14 protein-coding genes are annotated in these 15823 nt (G+C 64.1%); 6 read left to right on the top strand and 8 right to left on the bottom strand.

Going from position 1 to position 15823, the window contains the following annotated elements:
* Positions 1-135: 135 nt before the first annotated feature.
* Complete coding sequence (locus DU505_RS19885) at positions 136-1071, bottom strand: hydroxymethylglutaryl-CoA lyase (protein ID WP_114480705.1); 936 nt, start codon at positions 1069-1071, stop codon at positions 136-138.
* A gap of 19 nt (positions 1072-1090) precedes the next feature.
* Positions 1091-2296 (bottom strand): CaiB/BaiF CoA transferase family protein, encoded by a 1206-nt coding sequence (locus tag DU505_RS19880; RefSeq protein ID WP_114480704.1) that lies wholly within the window; start codon positions 2294-2296, stop codon positions 1091-1093.
* Between the two features lie 150 nt (positions 2297-2446).
* Between DU505_RS19880 and DU505_RS19875 the strand changes: the two genes are divergently transcribed.
* Positions 2447-3337 (top strand): LysR family transcriptional regulator, encoded by an 891-nt coding sequence (locus tag DU505_RS19875; protein ID WP_114480703.1) that lies wholly within the window; start codon positions 2447-2449, stop codon positions 3335-3337.
* Positions 3338-3343: 6 nt separating this feature from the next.
* On the opposite strand, the gene DU505_RS19870 is transcribed toward DU505_RS19875, so the two are convergent.
* Positions 3344-4114: an SDR family NAD(P)-dependent oxidoreductase gene (locus tag DU505_RS19870; protein WP_114480702.1), complete on the bottom strand. Its 771-nt coding sequence runs from the start codon at positions 4112-4114 to the stop codon at positions 3344-3346.
* Positions 4115-4375: 261 nt separating this feature from the next.
* Between DU505_RS19870 and DU505_RS19865 the strand changes: the two genes are divergently transcribed.
* The 4 genes from DU505_RS19865 to DU505_RS19850 all read left to right on the top strand — a co-directional run bounded on the left by DU505_RS19865 (position 4376) and on the right by DU505_RS19850 (position 8326).
* Positions 4376-5359 carry a TRAP transporter substrate-binding protein gene (locus DU505_RS19865; RefSeq protein ID WP_114480701.1) on the top strand — a complete coding sequence of 328 codons (984 nt, stop codon included), beginning with the start codon at positions 4376-4378 and terminating at the stop codon, positions 5357-5359.
* Positions 5360-5437: 78 nt separating this feature from the next.
* Positions 5438-5977: a TRAP transporter small permease gene (locus DU505_RS19860; protein WP_340148283.1), complete on the top strand. Its 540-nt coding sequence runs from the start codon at positions 5438-5440 to the stop codon at positions 5975-5977.
* The gene (locus tag DU505_RS19855; RefSeq protein ID WP_114480700.1) at positions 5977-7272 is read left to right on the top strand and encodes a TRAP transporter large permease; all 1296 of its coding nucleotides are present in this window, start codon (positions 5977-5979) and stop codon (positions 7270-7272) included. The genes DU505_RS19860 and DU505_RS19855 overlap by 1 nt, the downstream gene beginning before the upstream one ends.
* A gap of 28 nt (positions 7273-7300) precedes the next feature.
* Positions 7301-8326, top strand: coding sequence for a zinc-binding metallopeptidase family protein (locus tag DU505_RS19850; RefSeq protein WP_114480699.1), 1026 nt, complete (start codon positions 7301-7303; stop codon positions 8324-8326).
* A 140-nt stretch (positions 8327-8466) separates the two neighbouring features.
* Here the strand turns inward: DU505_RS19850 and DU505_RS19845 are convergent, their stop codons facing one another.
* From DU505_RS19845 to DU505_RS19825, 5 genes are all read right to left on the bottom strand, one after another.
* Positions 8467-9309, bottom strand: coding sequence for a FadR/GntR family transcriptional regulator (locus DU505_RS19845; RefSeq protein ID WP_114480698.1), 843 nt, complete (start codon positions 9307-9309; stop codon positions 8467-8469).
* The gene (locus DU505_RS19840; protein WP_114480697.1) at positions 9306-10328 is read right to left on the bottom strand and encodes an ABC transporter ATP-binding protein; all 1023 of its coding nucleotides are present in this window, start codon (positions 10326-10328) and stop codon (positions 9306-9308) included. Before DU505_RS19840 ends, DU505_RS19845 begins: the two co-directional genes overlap by 4 nt.
* Complete coding sequence (locus DU505_RS19835; RefSeq protein ID WP_114480696.1) at positions 10325-12241, bottom strand: dipeptide/oligopeptide/nickel ABC transporter permease/ATP-binding protein; 1917 nt, start codon at positions 12239-12241, stop codon at positions 10325-10327. Before DU505_RS19835 ends, DU505_RS19840 begins: the two co-directional genes overlap by 4 nt.
* Positions 12238-13185 (bottom strand): ABC transporter permease, encoded by a 948-nt coding sequence (locus tag DU505_RS19830; protein ID WP_114480695.1) that lies wholly within the window; start codon positions 13183-13185, stop codon positions 12238-12240. The genes DU505_RS19835 and DU505_RS19830 overlap by 4 nt, the downstream gene beginning before the upstream one ends.
* Positions 13186-13249: 64 nt before the next feature.
* Positions 13250-14827: an ABC transporter substrate-binding protein gene (locus DU505_RS19825; RefSeq protein WP_114480694.1), complete on the bottom strand. Its 1578-nt coding sequence runs from the start codon at positions 14825-14827 to the stop codon at positions 13250-13252.
* Positions 14828-15006: 179 nt separating this feature from the next.
* Here DU505_RS19825 and DU505_RS19820 point away from each other — a divergent pair, with 179 nt between their 5' ends.
* On the top strand, positions 15007-15675 hold the full coding sequence (locus DU505_RS19820; RefSeq protein ID WP_114480693.1) for a DUF1028 domain-containing protein: 669 nt from the start codon (positions 15007-15009) through the stop codon (positions 15673-15675).
* The last annotated feature ends 148 nt before the right edge of the window (positions 15676-15823 follow it).

Here is a 15823-nt window from a genome sequence, read left to right as displayed (position 1 = left end):
GATAGTGGGCATCAGGGGGCATAATCTAGGTCCCAGGCTGTAGCGCCTCAGGCTTTGTGGATGCTCACCCTGATGCCAAGGCCTGCTGGTAGCTAATCAACAAGCCCGGAGAGACACAAGGGTTTTGTCATGGGCCTAAGGATTCGGCATGGATCCGGTGATGCGGGGCATGGGATAGCGGCGATCCGCCTTGCCCGCCTTGACCACCTGCCCGGGCGTCTCATGGCCGACCAGGGCGGGTAGGGTGGCCGAGACGGCGAGCAGTGCCTCCAGGTCGACGCCGGTATCGACGCCCATCTGCTCGAACATGTGCACCAGGTCCTCGGTGCAGACGTTGCCGGTGGCACCGGGTGCGTAGGGGCAGCCGCCCAGGCCACCCAGCGACGCATCGAAGCGGGTGACTCCCGCCTGCCAGGCGGCGAGGGCGTTGGCCAGCCCCATGCCGCGGGTATTGTGAAAATGCAGCGTGAAGGGCGTGTCCGGCCAGCGTGCCAGCACGTCTTTGCACAGACTGCCGACCTGCGCCGGATTGGCCATGCCGGTGGTGTCGCACAGCGTGATGCCCTCGACGCCAATGTCGATCAACTCGCCAATCAGTTCCAGCACCCGGGCAGGGGGCACCTCGCCCTCGAAGGGGCAGCCGAAGGCGGTGGAGAGGGAGGCGTTGACGAACACGTCGCTGCCGCTCGTGGCCTCGAGAATGGCGGCGAAGCGCTCCAGCGACTGGGCCGGCGTCATGCGCAGGTTGGTTTGGCCGTGGGAGTCGCTCGACGACATCACCAGGTTGATCTCGTCCACGCCGCAGGAAAGCGCACGTTCACAGCCACGCAGGTTGGGGACCAGAACGGTGATGCCCACCCCTTCCCGGCGCCGGATGCCGCGCACGACCTCTTCGGCGTCCCGCAGTTGGGGAATCGCTTTCGGCGAAGTGAACGAAGTTGCCTCGATGCGTGCCAGGCCCGTGGCCGAGAGGGCGTCGATAAGGCGGATCTTCTCTTCGGTGGCTACGAAGCCGGCTTCGATCTGCAGGCCGTCTCTGGGTGCCACCTCGTTGATCTGCAAGCGTGTCATGGACTCTCCTGGAGCTGATTCAGATGATGCCTGCCTGGCGCAGCTTGGCCCGGGTTTCGGCGTCGATTTCCAGCTCGTCCAGTACCTCGTCGGTATGCTGCCCGAGCGACGGGCCGCCGTTTCCGAGCCTTCCTGGAGTCGCGCTCAGCCTGGGGAGGACACCGGGCACCTTGAGCGGCTTGCCATTGGGTCGGACGAAGGTCTGGATCATCTCCCGGGCCAGGTAGTGAGGATCGTTGGCGATATCGGCGGCGGTATAGGGGTAGCCGACGGGGACTCGGGCGGCTTCGAGCTTTTCGATGATCTCCTCGCGAGCGCGCGCCTGGGTCCAGGCTTCGATCGCGCCGTCGATGCGTTCGGCCTGCCGGCTGCGTCCGTCGTTATGGGCGAGAGCCGGCTCCTGGGCCAGGTCGTCCCGGCCGATCACCCCCATCAGGCGCTTGAAGATGCTGTCGCCGTTACCGGCGATGAGCACGTAGACGCCTCCCCGGCAGCGATAGGAGTTTGACGGGGTGATGCCGGGCAGGGCGCTGCCGCTGGGCTCGCGGACCTCGCCGCTGGCGTCATATTCCGGCAGCAGGCTCTCCATCATGGCGAAGACCGACTCGTACAGCGCGACGTCGATGACCTGGCCCTGCCCGCTGGTGGCCCGCTCCTGTAGCGCAAGCAAGGTGCCGATAACGGCATAGAGGGCGGAGAGCGAGTCGCCGATGCTGACGCCCACCCGGACCGAGGGCTCGCCGGGGTGGCCGGTGAGGTAGCGCAGCCCGCCCATGGCTTCGCCGATCACGCCGAAGCCGGGCTTGTCCCGGTAGGGACCGGTCTGCCCGTAGCCGGAGACCCTTACCATGATCAAGGCCGGATTCAGGGCCGAGAGTTCCTCCCAGCCGAGCCCCCAGCCCTCCAGCGTGCCTGGGCGGAAGTTTTCCACCAGCACGTCGGCTTCGACAGCCAGACGACGTACCAGGGCCTGGCCTTCCCGGCTGCGTAGGTCCAGCGAGAGCGAGCGCTTGTTGCGTGTCTGAACGTGCCACCAGAGCGAGGTACCATCCTCTATCATTCGCCATTTGCGAAGCGGGTCACCGGTCTCAGGTGGCTCGATCTTGATCACGTCGGCACCGAACTCGCCGAGCAGCTTGGTGGCAAAGGGGCCGGCTATCAGCTGGCCGAGTTCCAGAACCTTCAAACCTTCGAGCGGCAGGCGACGGTCTTGCGGGTTCGTCATGGTAAGCACTCCTTGCACGGATACCCTTCAGGATGCGGGACCTGAAGGGTGGCAACAATTCAGCAAAAGGGAAGCCAGGGTTCGTCTGTGGCGAAGACATAACGTAAGATCGCCTGGTTGCCCTGTAACCGGCCCGGAGGATACCAAGCCGTGCGACGCTTTGATTTCGTGACGCTAAAGCTCTTCGTGTCGATTGCCGATGAAGGCCGGCTGACCGCAGCGGCGGAGCGGGAGCACATGGCGCTGGCGGCAGTCAGCAAGCGCATCAGCGACCTCGAGTCGCTGGTCGGTACCTCGCTGCTGTATCGCCGGCCGCGAGGGGTGGAGCTGACGCCGGCTGGGCATGCCTTCCTGCATCACGCCCGCCGCATTCTTGAGGACATCGAGCGCCTTCAGGCGGAGTTGAGCGAATATGGCGAAGGCGTCAGGGGGCATGTACGAATCCATTCCAACACCTCGGCCATCATTGCCTTTCTCCCCCAGGACCTGAGCGCCTTCTCCCGGCTCTACCCCGAGATCAAGATCGACCTCCAGGAGCGAATCAGCTCGGAGGTGATCGCCGCCGTCCGCGATGGCCTGACCGACGTGGGCATCTTCGCCGGTCACGTCGCCTGCGACACCCTTCAACTGCTGCCCTATCGCAGCGACCGGCTGGTCTTGATGACGCCGCGGGATCACCCGCTGGCGGAGCGGCCATCGATCTTTCTTCACGAGGCCACCGATCACGATTTCATCGGCCTTCAGCAGGATACCTCCCTGCAGTCCCTGCTGCATGAGCAGGCGGGCCGCGCGGGCAAGACACTGCGCATGCGCATCCAGGTGCGCAGCTTCGATGCCATCTGCCGCATGATCCACCATGGCATGGGTGTCGGCGTGCTGCCGGAGCAGACCATCTATCGCGACCTGGGGGATCTGCAGCTGAGCAGCATCCCCCTGAGCGACGCGTGGGCCAGGCGTGAACTGGTGATCGGCGTCCGGCAGTACGATGCCCTGCCGGTCATCGCACGACACCTGGTGGACCATCTCACGGCGCCTGACTGATCCGGCTCAGCTGTCGCGCACGATGGTAAAGGGCGACCACTGCTGGCACAGCGGGGTCACCTCGAGCCGTGTGATGTTGACGTGGGCGGGGAGCTCGGCGACATGCAGTGCCTGCTCGGCCACATCGGACGGCTGGAGCGCACGGGTTCCGCTATAGTAGTCGGTGGCCTTGTCCTGATCGCCCTTCATGCGCACAAGCGTGAATTCACTCTCCGTCATGCCGGGAGCCAGGTCGGTGACGCGCACCCCGGTACCGCTCAGGTCGCAGCGCAGGTTGTAGCTGAACTGCTCGACGAAGGCCTTCGAGGCGCCGTAGACGTGGCCGCCGGGGTAGGGCGTGTGGCCGGCGATGGAGCCGATGTTGATCACTGTGCTGCCTTCGCCGTGCGCGATCAGCCGCGGTAGAAGCAGCCGGGTCACGCTGACCAGCCCTTTTATATTGGTGTCGATCATGGCGTGCCAGTCTTCCAGGCTGGCCTCCTGGGCCGGTCCCTTGCCAAGCGCGACTCCGGCGTTGTTGAGCAACAGGCGGATGTTGTCGAAAGGGGACGGAAGGCCGCTCACCACTTTTTCTATCGCCCGATGATCGGTGACGTCCAGGGGGGCAACATGCACTGGCACCGTGTCGCCTAGCGTCTGGCGCAGCGCTTCCAGGCGTGATTCGCGCCGCCCGGTCAGTACCAGCCCCCATCCGGCAGCGGCGAAGCGGTGTGCACAGGCCTGGCCGATTCCCGACGTCGCACCGGTGATGAAGGCAATGGGAGTGGCTTCGTGCATGATGAATGCTCCGTATGGCGTTATGGACAATCGCGAGACTTCCTCACGCCATTGGCAGCCCATGAAGGCCCTTCTGGTATTAGCCTTTGGTCGTGTATGCAAGGCCTGGAGGGGCTGGCCGTGGCATGGTGTGGCATTGGGCAGCCATCGCGATTGACGAAGCCTGCCTTCATCAAAGCCGATTTGAGCCAGCCTCGCGGTTGTTTCAAGATCAAACCACGACGATAAGCCCTCAATAACGATAATTGTCAGGAGAGCACGATGCGTAAGTCACTGCTAGGCTCATTGGCCGCTCTGGGAATGCTCAGCGCCGCCCCCTTTGCCGCCGCCAGCACCATCGAGATTCAGGTCAACAACACCATGAGCGAAGGCGGCTCGGAAAGCGCCGCTGTCGAACGTTTCGCCGAATACCTGGAAGAGCAGGCCCCGGGTCGCTTCAACGTTCGACCCTTCCTGGCTGGCTCCCTGGGCGGCGAGAATTCCGTCCTCGAGCTGCTCAACCTGGGGCAGACCCAGATCTCCATTACCGGCGGCAACTGGCGTCAGCAGTATGCTCCCGAGTATGACGCCATCACCGTGCCCTTCGTGTTCTCGACCTGGGACGAGGTCGACGCTTACATGGAGAGTCCGTCCGGCCAAAAACTCGTCGAGATCGCCGAGGAGAAGGGCGGCATCAAGTATTTCGGCACCCAGCACCGCGGCCCGCGGCAGATGACTGCCAACAAGGCGATTCACAGCCCCGACGATCTTTCCGGCTTCCGGCTGCGTCTGCCGTCACTGCCGGTGTGGCTCGAGGTCTGGGAGGAGATCGGCGCCCAGGTGGTCAACGTACCGGCTCCCGAGATCTATCTCGCCATGCAGACCGGCCAGGTCGACGGTCATGAGAACTCGCTCTCTTCGCCCTATACACGGCGCCTGTGGGAAGTGCAGGACCATATCATCATGACCAGCCATGTGATGTTCCCGTGGAACTGGGTGGCCAGCAAGCAATGGTGGGAGGGGCTGGATGCCGAAGACCAGGACGTGATCGCCGAGGCCATCCATGTCGCTCGCCAGCACGGCACCGAAGTGGAGCGTGAGCTCGACGAATACTATCTCGAGCAGCTTCAAGCCAACGGCATGACCATCATCGAACCCGATGTCGAGCCGTTCCGTCAGGCCGCCCTTCCTGCCATCGAACGCATCCTCTCCGAGATGGCCGAAGGGGTGATGGACGATGCCCTGGGCGAAGCCAACGACGACTGAGCGCTCTCGTCACTGACCGATCCTTCCAGCGGCGCCCTACGGGACGCCGCTGGCGTTTTCTGCCTGGAGGACACCATCTTGACGACGTCTCCCCCCCCGACCAGCGGTGTCGACCGGCTGGCCTATCACCTGCTCATGGTCATCACGCGGACCTGCGACGCCCTGGGCGTCTTGCTGCTGGCCGGGGTTCTGGTGTTGATTGTTGCCGCCATCGTGGTGCGTGACATCCTCGGGCTCAGCATGCCCTGGACGGAGGAGGTCGCGACCCTGCTGGCCATCTACGCGGTGGGTTTCGGCTCACTCTCCGCCTGGGTGAGGGGCGAACACCTGCTGGTCGATCTGTTCAGCCATCGGATGGGGGCCCTGGCCCGGCATATCCAGTACCGGATCGTGGCTCTGCTCTCGGCAGGTTTCTTCGGCCTGGCGGCCTACGGATCCCTGGCCATGTCGCTGGCCAGCGCCCACAACCGTACGGTGTCGCTGGGGATCAGCTTTACCTACCTCTATTACGGCATCTTCATCGGTTTCGCCGGCATGACGCTGCTGGCGACCTGGCAAGCCCTGCGTGGTCCGGTGGAATGGAACGCCGTGGCAGGTTCATCCCAGGAGGCGGACTGATGCTGGAACTCATGATCTTTGTGGGCGGCCTGCTGGTGCTGATGGCCATCGGCCTGCCGGTGGTGGTGGCGATCGGTATCACTTCCTTCATCGCACTGGGTGTCACCGGAGCCAGTGGCCTGCCGGTTGAGCTGCTCTCGCTGCGCATGGTGCAGACGCTGAACAACTTCACCCTGCTGGCGATTCCGCTGTTCATCCTGGCGGCCAACATCATGAACACCGGCTCGACCACGACCCGTATCTTCGACTTCGCCACCGCGCTGGTCGGCTTTACCAAGGGCGGCCTGGGTCATGCCAACGTGGTGGCCAGCTCGATCTTCGCCACCATGTCCGGTACGGCGGTAGCCGACGCGGCCGGCCTCGGCAGCATCGAGATCAAGGCTATGAAGGAACGGGGCTACGACCTGGGCTATTCGGCCGGCATCACGGCGGCATCGAGCGTGATAGGCCCCATCCTGCCACCGAGCATTGCGCTGGTGGTCTACGGCTGGCTGGCCAATGTCAGTATCGGGGCCCTGTTCATGGCGGGACTGGTGCCCGGCATCCTCATGGCGCTGCTGTTGATGGGGATGACGCTGGTGCTGGGTGCCGGCAAGCGGGTGGCCATGCCGCCGGCGACACCGTTCGATGCCAAGGAGGTCGTGCGCACCGGCAAGCGCGCCATATTGCCGCTGATGATGCCGGCGATTATCGTCGGCGGGATCTGGACCGGTTTCTTCACACCCACCGAGGCGGGAGCGGTGGCCTCGCTCTATGCGATCATCCTGGGCACGCTGGTCTATCGTGATCTCAAGCTCAGCGACCTCTACGCCTCCTTCATTCGTACCCTGATGTTCAGCGCCGCCATTCTGCTGATCATCGCGGTCTCCAGCTTCTACGGCTGGATCCTGGTTCGCATCGGTATCCCCCAGGCGCTGGCCGGGCAGGTGGCGGGCGTCGACATGCCGACGATCATGCTGTTGCTTGCCTTTGCGCTGTTCTTCCTGCTGGTGGGCTGCTTCATGTCGGTGATCGAGAGCATTCTCATCTTCACGCCAATCGTCGTGCCAGCGGCGCTGGCTGCCGGATTGGACCCGATCCACTTCGGCATCGTCATGGTCATCACCCTTTCGGTGGGGGTCATTACGCCACCGTTCGGCACGGTACTTTTCCTGATGGTGGGTATCACGCGGCTACGCTACTCCCAGATCGTGATTTCGGTCTTGCCGTTCCTGATCCCGATACTCGCGACAATTCTGATCCTGATCGCGCTACCCGGTCTCGTCACCTGGCTGCCGGGGGTGATGGGCTACTGAGCGGTGCCGATGACCGAGGGAGAGGACCATGGCGACCATCGACAGTGACTATCTGCTCCAGCAACTGATTGCCTTGCTGGCGATCCCCTCGCCTTCGCTGCATGGTGAGGAGATGGTCCGGTGGCTGCGGCCACGACTGGAAGAGGTGGGGCTTGACGTGACACAGACCGCCCGGGGCGATCTCATCGCGCAATGCCCCGGCGACCGCCCGTATCGTGCCATCGCCGCCCATCTCGATACCCTGGGGGCCATGGTGACCAGGCACAAGCCGAACGGCAAGCTGGCGATACGGCCCATCGGAACGTGGAATGCGCGCTTTGCCGATGGAGCCAGGGTGCGGATTCACGGCGATGACGGAGAGGTGCTCGCCGTCGGTACGCTGCTGCCCGAGAAGGCGTCGGGACATGTCTTCAATGAAGCCGTGGATAGCCAGCCCTGCGACTGGACTCATATCGAACTGCGCCCCGACCTGGTCGATGTCTCAGCGGAGGCGCTCGCGGCCTTGGGCATCGGCGTGGGGAGCCTGGTCAGCATCGACAGTCAGGTCAGCGTGACCGAGACCGGTTTCGTCAATGCACGTCATCTGGACAATAAGGCGGCAATTGCCTGTGTACTGGCGGCCCTGCAGAGCGGTGTCGATTTGCGCGGGACCCGTCTGCTCTTCTCCTGTGCCGAGGAGCTTGGGGTGGGGTTGAGCTGGCCGATGCTGATCGGTATCGAGGAAATACTCAACCTCGATATCGCCGCCCAGGGCGAAGGCCAGAACGCCTGCCATGATGGGGTGACCGTCGCCATGATGGACTCGCAGGGCCCGTTGCACCCGGCAGCGACTCAACGGCTGCTGGCGTTGTGTCGCGAGCATGGCATTCCCCATACCCGAGACTGCTTTCCCTTCTACCATTGCGACGGTGACTCGGCCTCCTGTGCCGGGCTCGACGTGCGCAATGCCCTGGCCTGTTTCGGTGCCGACGCCTCCCATGGCTGGGAGCGGGTGCATATCGACTCGCTGACGGCCCTGGCGAAGCTGGTGGTCTGTTGGCTCGAGGTACCTTAGGCTATGTGCGAAAAGTGCCTGCGCTCAGCCATACTGCGTTAAAAAGCGGCTCAAAGTACTCATTTACACCCCCGTAAACTCCGTCTTTTCGTCGATTTTTGCCTTGTCTGGCTATCGCTCGCCAACTTTTCGTACTAAGCCTAGTCGTCACTATCGGCCAGCCCCGGTGCCGAGGAGAGGCCGCTCAACGCCAGGTACTCCCTGCTGGGGCCATCGTCCGATGCTTTTCCGGCCTTGAAGAAGGCCTTGTCGAGCATCGCTTCGCGGGCTTCCATCAGCGCCTGGGCCGCCTGCATGTGTTCGGCCATGATCTGTCGTGCCTTCGCGGCGTCACCCTGGCGCAGGGCATTGATCAGCCGGCGCTGGTAGTCATGCCCGCGCCGACGCAGCTCCGGATAGGGCTGTTCGTAGATGCGTTGGCAGTTGGTATGGCTCATCAACAGCCGGATAGGAAAGCGGCACATCAGAGCCAGCAGCGGGTCGGGGCAGTGATCGACCAGCAATAGATGGAATTCGAGCTCCTTCAGGCGCTGTTCCCGCTCTTCCTGCAGGGAGGCTGGGGGGTTGGCATAGTGGGCCATGACCGCTTCCAGCCTGGCGAAGTCGCTCTCGCCGAGAAGGCCATCGAGGCGCAGCACCAGGGACGGCTCCAGCTGCTTGCGCACCTCGTAGATGTCATGGATGGTCGGCGGGCGGAAGAAGAAGTAATTGCCCAGCAGTTCCATGGCGCGGTCATCGCTGACCTCGGAGATGAAGGCCCCGCCACCGGGCCCGGTTCGAGTCTGGATCAGGCCCTGGGCCTCGAGGCCGCGCAAAGCCTCGCGAATGGTGCCCTTGGCTGCGTCGAGGACCTCTATCAGGTGAGACTCCTGGGGCAGCCGGTCGCCGGGCCGGAGCCCGTGGCGGGCGATATAGTCCTTGATCGCCTCGCCGATCACTTCGGGCCGCTTGCGACGCCCCGTCTGTCTGGGTGCCTGGCTCATCCGGCTCCTTCCTGGGTATTGGTCGTCGAGAAGCGCCGCCAGCTCCCCTCGGCGGGGTACAGGCAGGCGGCATGATGATCGGCGCGTCCGGGGAGCTTGTCCAGTGTCGGCAGCTCGCCACGGCACTCGTCGCGTGCCCTTGGACAGCGCGGAGCGAAGGCGCAGCCGGGCGGCGGGGCAAGCGGGTCGGGCAATTCTGCATCGCCTGCTTCCGCCTGGATGGGAGGGCCTCCCGGCACGGGAGCGCTGCCAAGCAGCAGGCGCGTATAGGGGTGTGCTGGATATTGGAAAAGCTGCCGGGCCGTTGCCTGCTCGATGATCCGGCCGAAGTACATCACTGCAATCCTGTCGCTGATCGTCTCCACTACCGAGAGGTCGTGACTGATGAAAAGGTAGGTGAGGTCGAACTCCCTCTTCAGCCGGCGCAGCAGCTGCAGTACCTGGGCCTGGACCGAGACATCCAGCGCCGACACCGGTTCGTCCAGCACCAGGACCTCGGGTTCGGCGGCCAGCGCCCTGGCGATGCCGATTCGTTGGGCCTGGCCACCGGAAAATTCGTGGGGATAGCGGGTGATGAATTCAGGGCGCAGGTTTACCACTTCCATCAGCTCGCCGAGACGCCTTTCAAGCGCCTGGCCTTCCAGGCCACGAAGGTATCTCAGTGGCGCGGCCAGGATGTCACGAACGCGCTTGCGTGGGTTGAGTGAGCTCAGGGGATCCTGGAAGACGTACTGGATCCGTCGAGAGAGGGCGTGTCGGTCACGTCGTCTGAGCCTCTGCAGGTCCACCCCTGAATAGCGGATACTGCCGCTGCTGGGCGTGTCGAGGCCCACCAGCATGCGGGCGAGGGTGGACTTGCCGCACCCGGACTCGCCGACGATGCCCAGGGTGTCGCCACGTTGTACGTCCAGGTCGACCTGCTGCACGGCGTGGACGCCGGGGTGGGCGGGGGCGAGCCAGCGCCTGCCGCCGCCGAAGGTGCGGGTGAGCTGGCGTATCTCGAGCAGCGTCTCGCTCATGGGGCGACTCCTGCCCGGGCGTGAACGGGTAGCCCCAAGGGCTTGATGCAGCGCACCTGGCGACCTGCGTCGGTGGCGATCAGCTCGATCTCGCCGTGACGGCAGGCCGCTTCCGCCAGGTCGCAGCGATCGGCGAAGGCGCAGCCTTCGGGCAGTGCATTGGCCGCTGGCGGGAGGCCGGGGATGGCGGTCGGCTCGTTATCCGGCTCGCCCAGCCGCGGTACACAATCGATCAACCGGCGAGTATAGGGATGGCGAGGGGCGTCGAGGATGTCGGCGGTATAGCCGACTTCGACGATGCGACCGGCATACATCACTGCCACACGATCGCACACTTGGGAAACCACGCCGAAGTCGTGGGTGATGAAGAGCACGGCGGTACCCTTATCCTCCCGGAGCCGCTGAATCAGTGCCAGAGCCTGTGCCTGTACGGTGACATCCAGGGCTGTGGTGGGCTCATCGGCGACGATCAGCCTTGGGTCGTTGGCCAGCGCCATGGCAATGCCCACACGCTGTCGCATGCCGCCGGAGAGTTGATGGGGATACTGCTCGGCGCGGCGTTGGGGATTGGGGATGCGTACCTGGCCCAGCAGTGTGACGGCGAGTTCACGTGCGGCGCCTCGCGATAGCGGCTGGTGTAGCCGTATGGCTTCCACCAGTTGGTCGCCTACCCGGATCAGGGGATGCAGGGTTGAGAGTGGGTCCTGGAAGACATAGGCCACATCCTTGCCGCGGATTCGGCGCATTTCCCTTGCCGACAATCCCAGCAGATCGCGTCCGTCCATCTCGATTCGTCCGCCGGTGATCACGCCAGGGGGTGAGGCGACCAGGCCCAGCAGCGACAGGGCGGTCACTGACTTGCCGGAACCGGATTCACCGACAAGGCCCAGGCATTCGTTGGAGTGAATGGTGAAACTCACTCCGTTGACGGCCCGGTAGATATCCCGTCCCATCTCAAAGTCGGTGTGCAGGTCATCGACCGTGAGCAGCGCCGACGCGGGGCTAGTACCCGCATCGTCCTGGTGCTTCCCGGTCAACCGCCGGCGAATTCGTGTCATGGGCGCCGGACGGGAAAGTGCGCCGGACTTGAGTCGCGGATCCAGTGCATCGCGCACCCCGTCACCGAGTAGGTTGATGCTCATTACCAGGATGAAGATGACCAGGCCCGGCAACATGGCCACGTGGGGCGCATTGATCATCATCCGGCGGCCTTCCCCGAGCATCGAGCCGAGGTCTGCCTGGGGTGGCTGGGCTCCCAGGCCCAGGAAACTGAGGCCGGCGGTCTCCAGTATCATCCAGCCCACCGTGGTTGAGAGCGTGATCACGATCACCGGCAGCACGTTGGGCAGGATTTCACTGGCCAGTATGCGCAGGTCGCCCTTGCCCGACAGTCGCGCCGCGTCAATGAACTCACGGTGGGCGATACCGACCGTGACGCCCCGGATGTTGCGGGCGAAGAAGGGAATGTTGACGATGGCGATGGCATAGAGGGCGTTCATCAGGCCAGGCCCCAGCACCGCGACGATGGCCAGTGCCAGCAGGATATAGGGGAATGCCATCAGCATATCGATACCGCGCATCAGGATATTGTCGGTACGCCCCCCGAAATAGCCCGACACGATGCCGATGAGCGAGCCGATGAGTGCCGCCACCAGCGAGGCGGCGATGCCGACGGCCAGGCTGACCCGCAAGCCCCATAGCAGCCTGGAGAGGATGTCGCGGCCCAGGGCGTCGGTGCCGAGCAGGTTACCTTCGCTCAGGGGGGGGTGTAGCCGGTTGGCCGGAAAGGTGATGTCGGGGTCTGCCAGCGGCAGCCAAGGCGTGATCAGGGCGAGAAGCACCAGCAGCAGGAGCACGATGGCGCCGAATGCCGCCAGGCGATTGCGTGCGAGCGACTCAATGAAGGCCTTCATGCCTTGATCCTCGGGTCGAGCCAGTGCTGCAGCAGGTCGGCGCAGAGATTGAACAGCACGTAACTGGCGGCGACCACCAGCACGCCCCCCTGAACCAGAAGGATGTCACGCGTGGAGATGGCGTTGACCAGCATTCGCCCGATGCCGGGCCATTGAAAGACAGTCTCGATGTAGACAGCTCCACCAATGACGAAGCCGGCCTGTACCCCGATTACCGGTATCAGGTTGACCAGGGCCACCTTGAAGGCGTGACGCAGGACAACCCGACTCTCATCCAGGCCCTTGGCACGAGCCGTGCGGATATAGTCCTGGCGCATCACTTCGAGCATGTTCGAGCGGGTCAGTCGCGCGATGACTCCGGCGGCGACCACGGCCAGCGCGATCGAGGGCAGCGCCAAGTGGCGCAGGAGATCGGTTAGCCCACCGCCGCCATAGATCGAATACATGCCACTGACGGGAAACCAGCGCAGTTCGACGGCGAACAGCATGATCATCAACATGCCCAGCCAGAAGGCCGGCACCGAGATGCCCACAAGCACCAGCAGGGTAATGATCCGGTCGGCCCAGCCGTACTGGCGTATCGCCGAGATAATCCCGGCTGCGACGCCCACCAGGGTGCAGATCACCAGTGAGGTACCGGCCAGGATCAGGGTGGCAGAGAAACGCTCCATCACTTCGTCCAGCACCGGTCGATTCAGGGTGAAGGAGCGCCCCAGGTCGCCCTGGACGATATTGCCGAGCCACACCAGGTACTGCTGGGGCAGCGGCAGGTCGAGTCCCAGGTCGGCGCGCAGTCGGGCCAGGTTCTCAGGGGTGGCGTAGGAGCCGAGGATGGCCATGGCCGGATCACCGGGGATCAGGGACATGATCATGAACACGATCACGGAAAGACCCAGCAGCACCGGCAGGGTCATCAGCAGGCGGCGCAGCGCGTAGCGAGTCATTGCGAGTCCATCGGCGAAGTGGCGGTGACAGGCCAGGCCGCCCGGCCTGACCTGGCGTCATGTGTCAGTGCTTGGCCACGTCATGCAGCAGCAGGAAGAACGATGGCTGCAGCGTGAAGTTCTCCACGTTTGCGCGGGCCACGGCATTCTGTTGCCAGTTGGCGATGAAGGCCCAGGGTGCGTCCTCATGAACGATTGCCTGCATTTCCCGATAGAGAGCGGCACGCTCGCTCTGGCTGATGCTGCGCCTGGCCTGTTCGAGCAGGTCATCGACCTCGGGGTTGCTGTAGTAGCCCGAATTGAAACCGCCCTGGTCCGGCATGGCATCGGTGCGCAGGGCGAGGAAGGGCAGGGTATCCGGGTCGTTGGTCATCCATGCCATCTGCGCCATGTCGGCCTTGCCCTCGAGCCCCGGGTTGACCCGCTCGAGAAAGGTGTTCCATTCGTAGGTTTCGATGGTGACGTCGAGACCCACCGCGGCCAGGTCGGCCTGAATGGCTGAACCCATGGGGATGGGGGCCAGCATCCCGGAACCGCCTTCGGTGACGTAGAAGGTCAATTCGGCACCTGCATGGCCGGCTTCCTCGATCAGCTCGCGGGCGCGGTCAGGATCATGGGGGTAGGGTTCGAGCGAGTCGTTGTAGGCCCAGGCGAAGGCGGGGGGCGTGGGGCCGGCGGCTACCTCGGCGGTACCCTGGAGCACGTCGTCCACCAGCGAGCGTTTGTCGATGGCGTAGTTGACGGCCTGGCGCATGCGCTTGTCGGAGAAGGGGCCTTCCCGGGTATTGAGGATCAGGAACCAGAGGTGCGGCCCGGCCTGCTCGAAGACCTCGAACATGCCGTCTTCCTCGAACATGGCCACGTTGTCCGGTGGCACCTCGACCATGAGGTCGATACCGCCGGCCATCATCTCAGCGACTCGGGTGTTGCCGTCGGTGATGGGGCGAAAGACCACGGCCTCGAGGGGTGGCGCCCCGTCCCAATACGCGTCGTTGCGCGACGCCACCACCCGGCTGTTGCTTTGCCACTCTTCAAACTGGAAGGGGCCGGTGCCGGAGGGGTTGCGGCCGAATTCCTCGCCATGCAGCTCCACGGCACTTGGGGAGACGATCAGCCCGGTGGGATAAGCCAGGTTGGAGAGGAAGGGGGCGTAGGGCTCGGCGAGGGTGAAAGTCACCTCGAACTCTGCCGTTGCCTCGACGTGTTCCACGGCATTGAAGAAGAAGGCCAGCGGGAAGGGGCCCGTGTCATGGTAGGGGTGGGTGTCGTCGAGCATGCGCTGAAAATTGAACACCACCGCCGCGGCGTCCAGCGGGCTGCCGTCATGGAAGGTGACATCATCGCGCAGCGTGAAGGTGTAGACCGTACCGTCCTCGTTGATCGACCATTCGCTGGCCAGCGCCGGTTCCATATCGAGGGTGCCGTCGGCGTAGCGTACCAGGCCGTCGTAGAGGTTCATCATGATGCGGAAGTCGTTGACCGCCGTGACCTGAGCGGGATCGAGTGACTTGGGCTCGGCGATCTGGCCCACGATCAGCACATTGGGCGGGGTCTGGGCGGCCAGGGCGGCGCTGAAGCCGAGTGCGGCGCTGGCCAAGGCTGGAAGCAGCCAGCGGCGCACTCCTTTGGGTATGGGTGTCATCTTGCCTCTCCTGATGCGTCGGTTGTTGTTGGCGAGGTGTCATTTGTGAGCGAGAGCGGCTAGGCTGAAAACGCGCCCTGTATTTATCATTATAAATAGGCCCTATCAGGTATGGCACAGCTGCGCCGTCCCTGCAAGCCGACATCTACGCGTCAGCGGAGCCAGCTGGAGAGACCTACATGACCTATAGCCTCATCGCCCTGGATCTCGAAAGCCGTACGCTTGGAGTGGCCTGCGCCACGGGGGGGCCGGCCCTGGGTGGCTTCGTGCCGCACCTGCTTCCCGGCGTCGGCGCCGCGATCACCCAGGGCTACAGCACGCATGTGCTGGCGGCGGAGCGGGGTCTGGCCCAGCTTGGTGAAGGCTGTGATGTGGTAAGCATCATCGAGCGTTTGCGCGCCGATGACCGGGGCGCGGCTTGGCGTCAGCTGGCACTGCTGGACATGGCCGGCCGGGGCGCTGGCTGGACCGGTGAGGCCAATCTGCCGGAATGCGACATGCATATCGAGCCGGGCCTGGTCCTGGCCGGCAACATGCTGGCAAGTCGAGCGGTCGTGCCGGCGATGCGGGATGCCTATCTTGGGGCACAGAGCGCCGGCAAGCCCTTGTCACTGCGGCTGCTCGGGGCCCTGGAGGCAGGTCAGCAGGTCGGTGGCGATTACCGCGGGTCGTTGTCGGCGGCGCTCAAAGTGCGGGCCCCCGGTGGTTTGCCGCTGGACCTGCGTATCGATGATGCCAGCGACGCGGTCGCGGCGCTGGCGGCCCTGTATCGTCGCCTGCAGTTGGACGATGACTTTCAGCAGTTCCTGGGGCGCCTGCCGACCGCCGACAATCCCCACCGGCATTGAGCAGGACCATACGAGGCATCGTTGAGTCATTGTGATTGGCGACATCCTGAGCCAGCAGCCTTCCCCCACGCTCGCCAGACGACGGATAATCTCGTGGCCGACATCGCTTGCACACCACCGAACTGAACGCTGGCATTCAAGCGCGTGT

Source organism: Billgrantia montanilacus, assembly GCF_003336675.1.
Lineage (GTDB): Bacteria > Pseudomonadota > Gammaproteobacteria > Pseudomonadales > Halomonadaceae > Halomonas > Halomonas montanilacus.
The sequence above is the reverse complement of the archived record's forward strand: the minus strand, read 5'-3'. Positions and strand labels throughout refer to the sequence as shown.

Coding starts and splice junctions, on each gene's coding strand:
- DU505_RS19865 (WP_114480701.1), top strand. CDS start 4,376: ATGCGTAAGTCACTGCTAGGCTCATTGGCCGCTCTGGGAATGCTCAGC.
- DU505_RS19855 (WP_114480700.1), top strand. CDS start 5,977: ATGCTGGAACTCATGATCTTTGTGGGCGGCCTGCTGGTGCTGATGGCC.
- DU505_RS19870 (WP_114480702.1), bottom strand. CDS start 4,114: ATGCACGAAGCCACTCCCATTGCCTTCATCACCGGTGCGACGTCGGGA.
- DU505_RS19830 (WP_114480695.1), bottom strand. CDS start 13,185: ATGACTCGCTACGCGCTGCGCCGCCTGCTGATGACCCTGCCGGTGCTG.
- DU505_RS19880 (WP_114480704.1), bottom strand. CDS start 2,296: ATGACGAACCCGCAAGACCGTCGCCTGCCGCTCGAAGGTTTGAAGGTT.
- DU505_RS19845 (WP_114480698.1), bottom strand. CDS start 9,309: ATGAGCCAGGCACCCAGACAGACGGGGCGTCGCAAGCGGCCCGAAGTG.
- DU505_RS19825 (WP_114480694.1), bottom strand. CDS start 14,827: ATGACACCCATACCCAAAGGAGTGCGCCGCTGGCTGCTTCCAGCCTTG.
- DU505_RS19820 (WP_114480693.1), top strand. CDS start 15,007: ATGACCTATAGCCTCATCGCCCTGGATCTCGAAAGCCGTACGCTTGGA.
- DU505_RS19850 (WP_114480699.1), top strand. CDS start 7,301: ATGGCGACCATCGACAGTGACTATCTGCTCCAGCAACTGATTGCCTTG.
- DU505_RS19835 (WP_114480696.1), bottom strand. CDS start 12,241: ATGAAGGCCTTCATTGAGTCGCTCGCACGCAATCGCCTGGCGGCATTC.
- DU505_RS19840 (WP_114480697.1), bottom strand. CDS start 10,328: ATGAGCGAGACGCTGCTCGAGATACGCCAGCTCACCCGCACCTTCGGC.
- DU505_RS19885 (WP_114480705.1), bottom strand. CDS start 1,071: ATGACACGCTTGCAGATCAACGAGGTGGCACCCAGAGACGGCCTGCAG.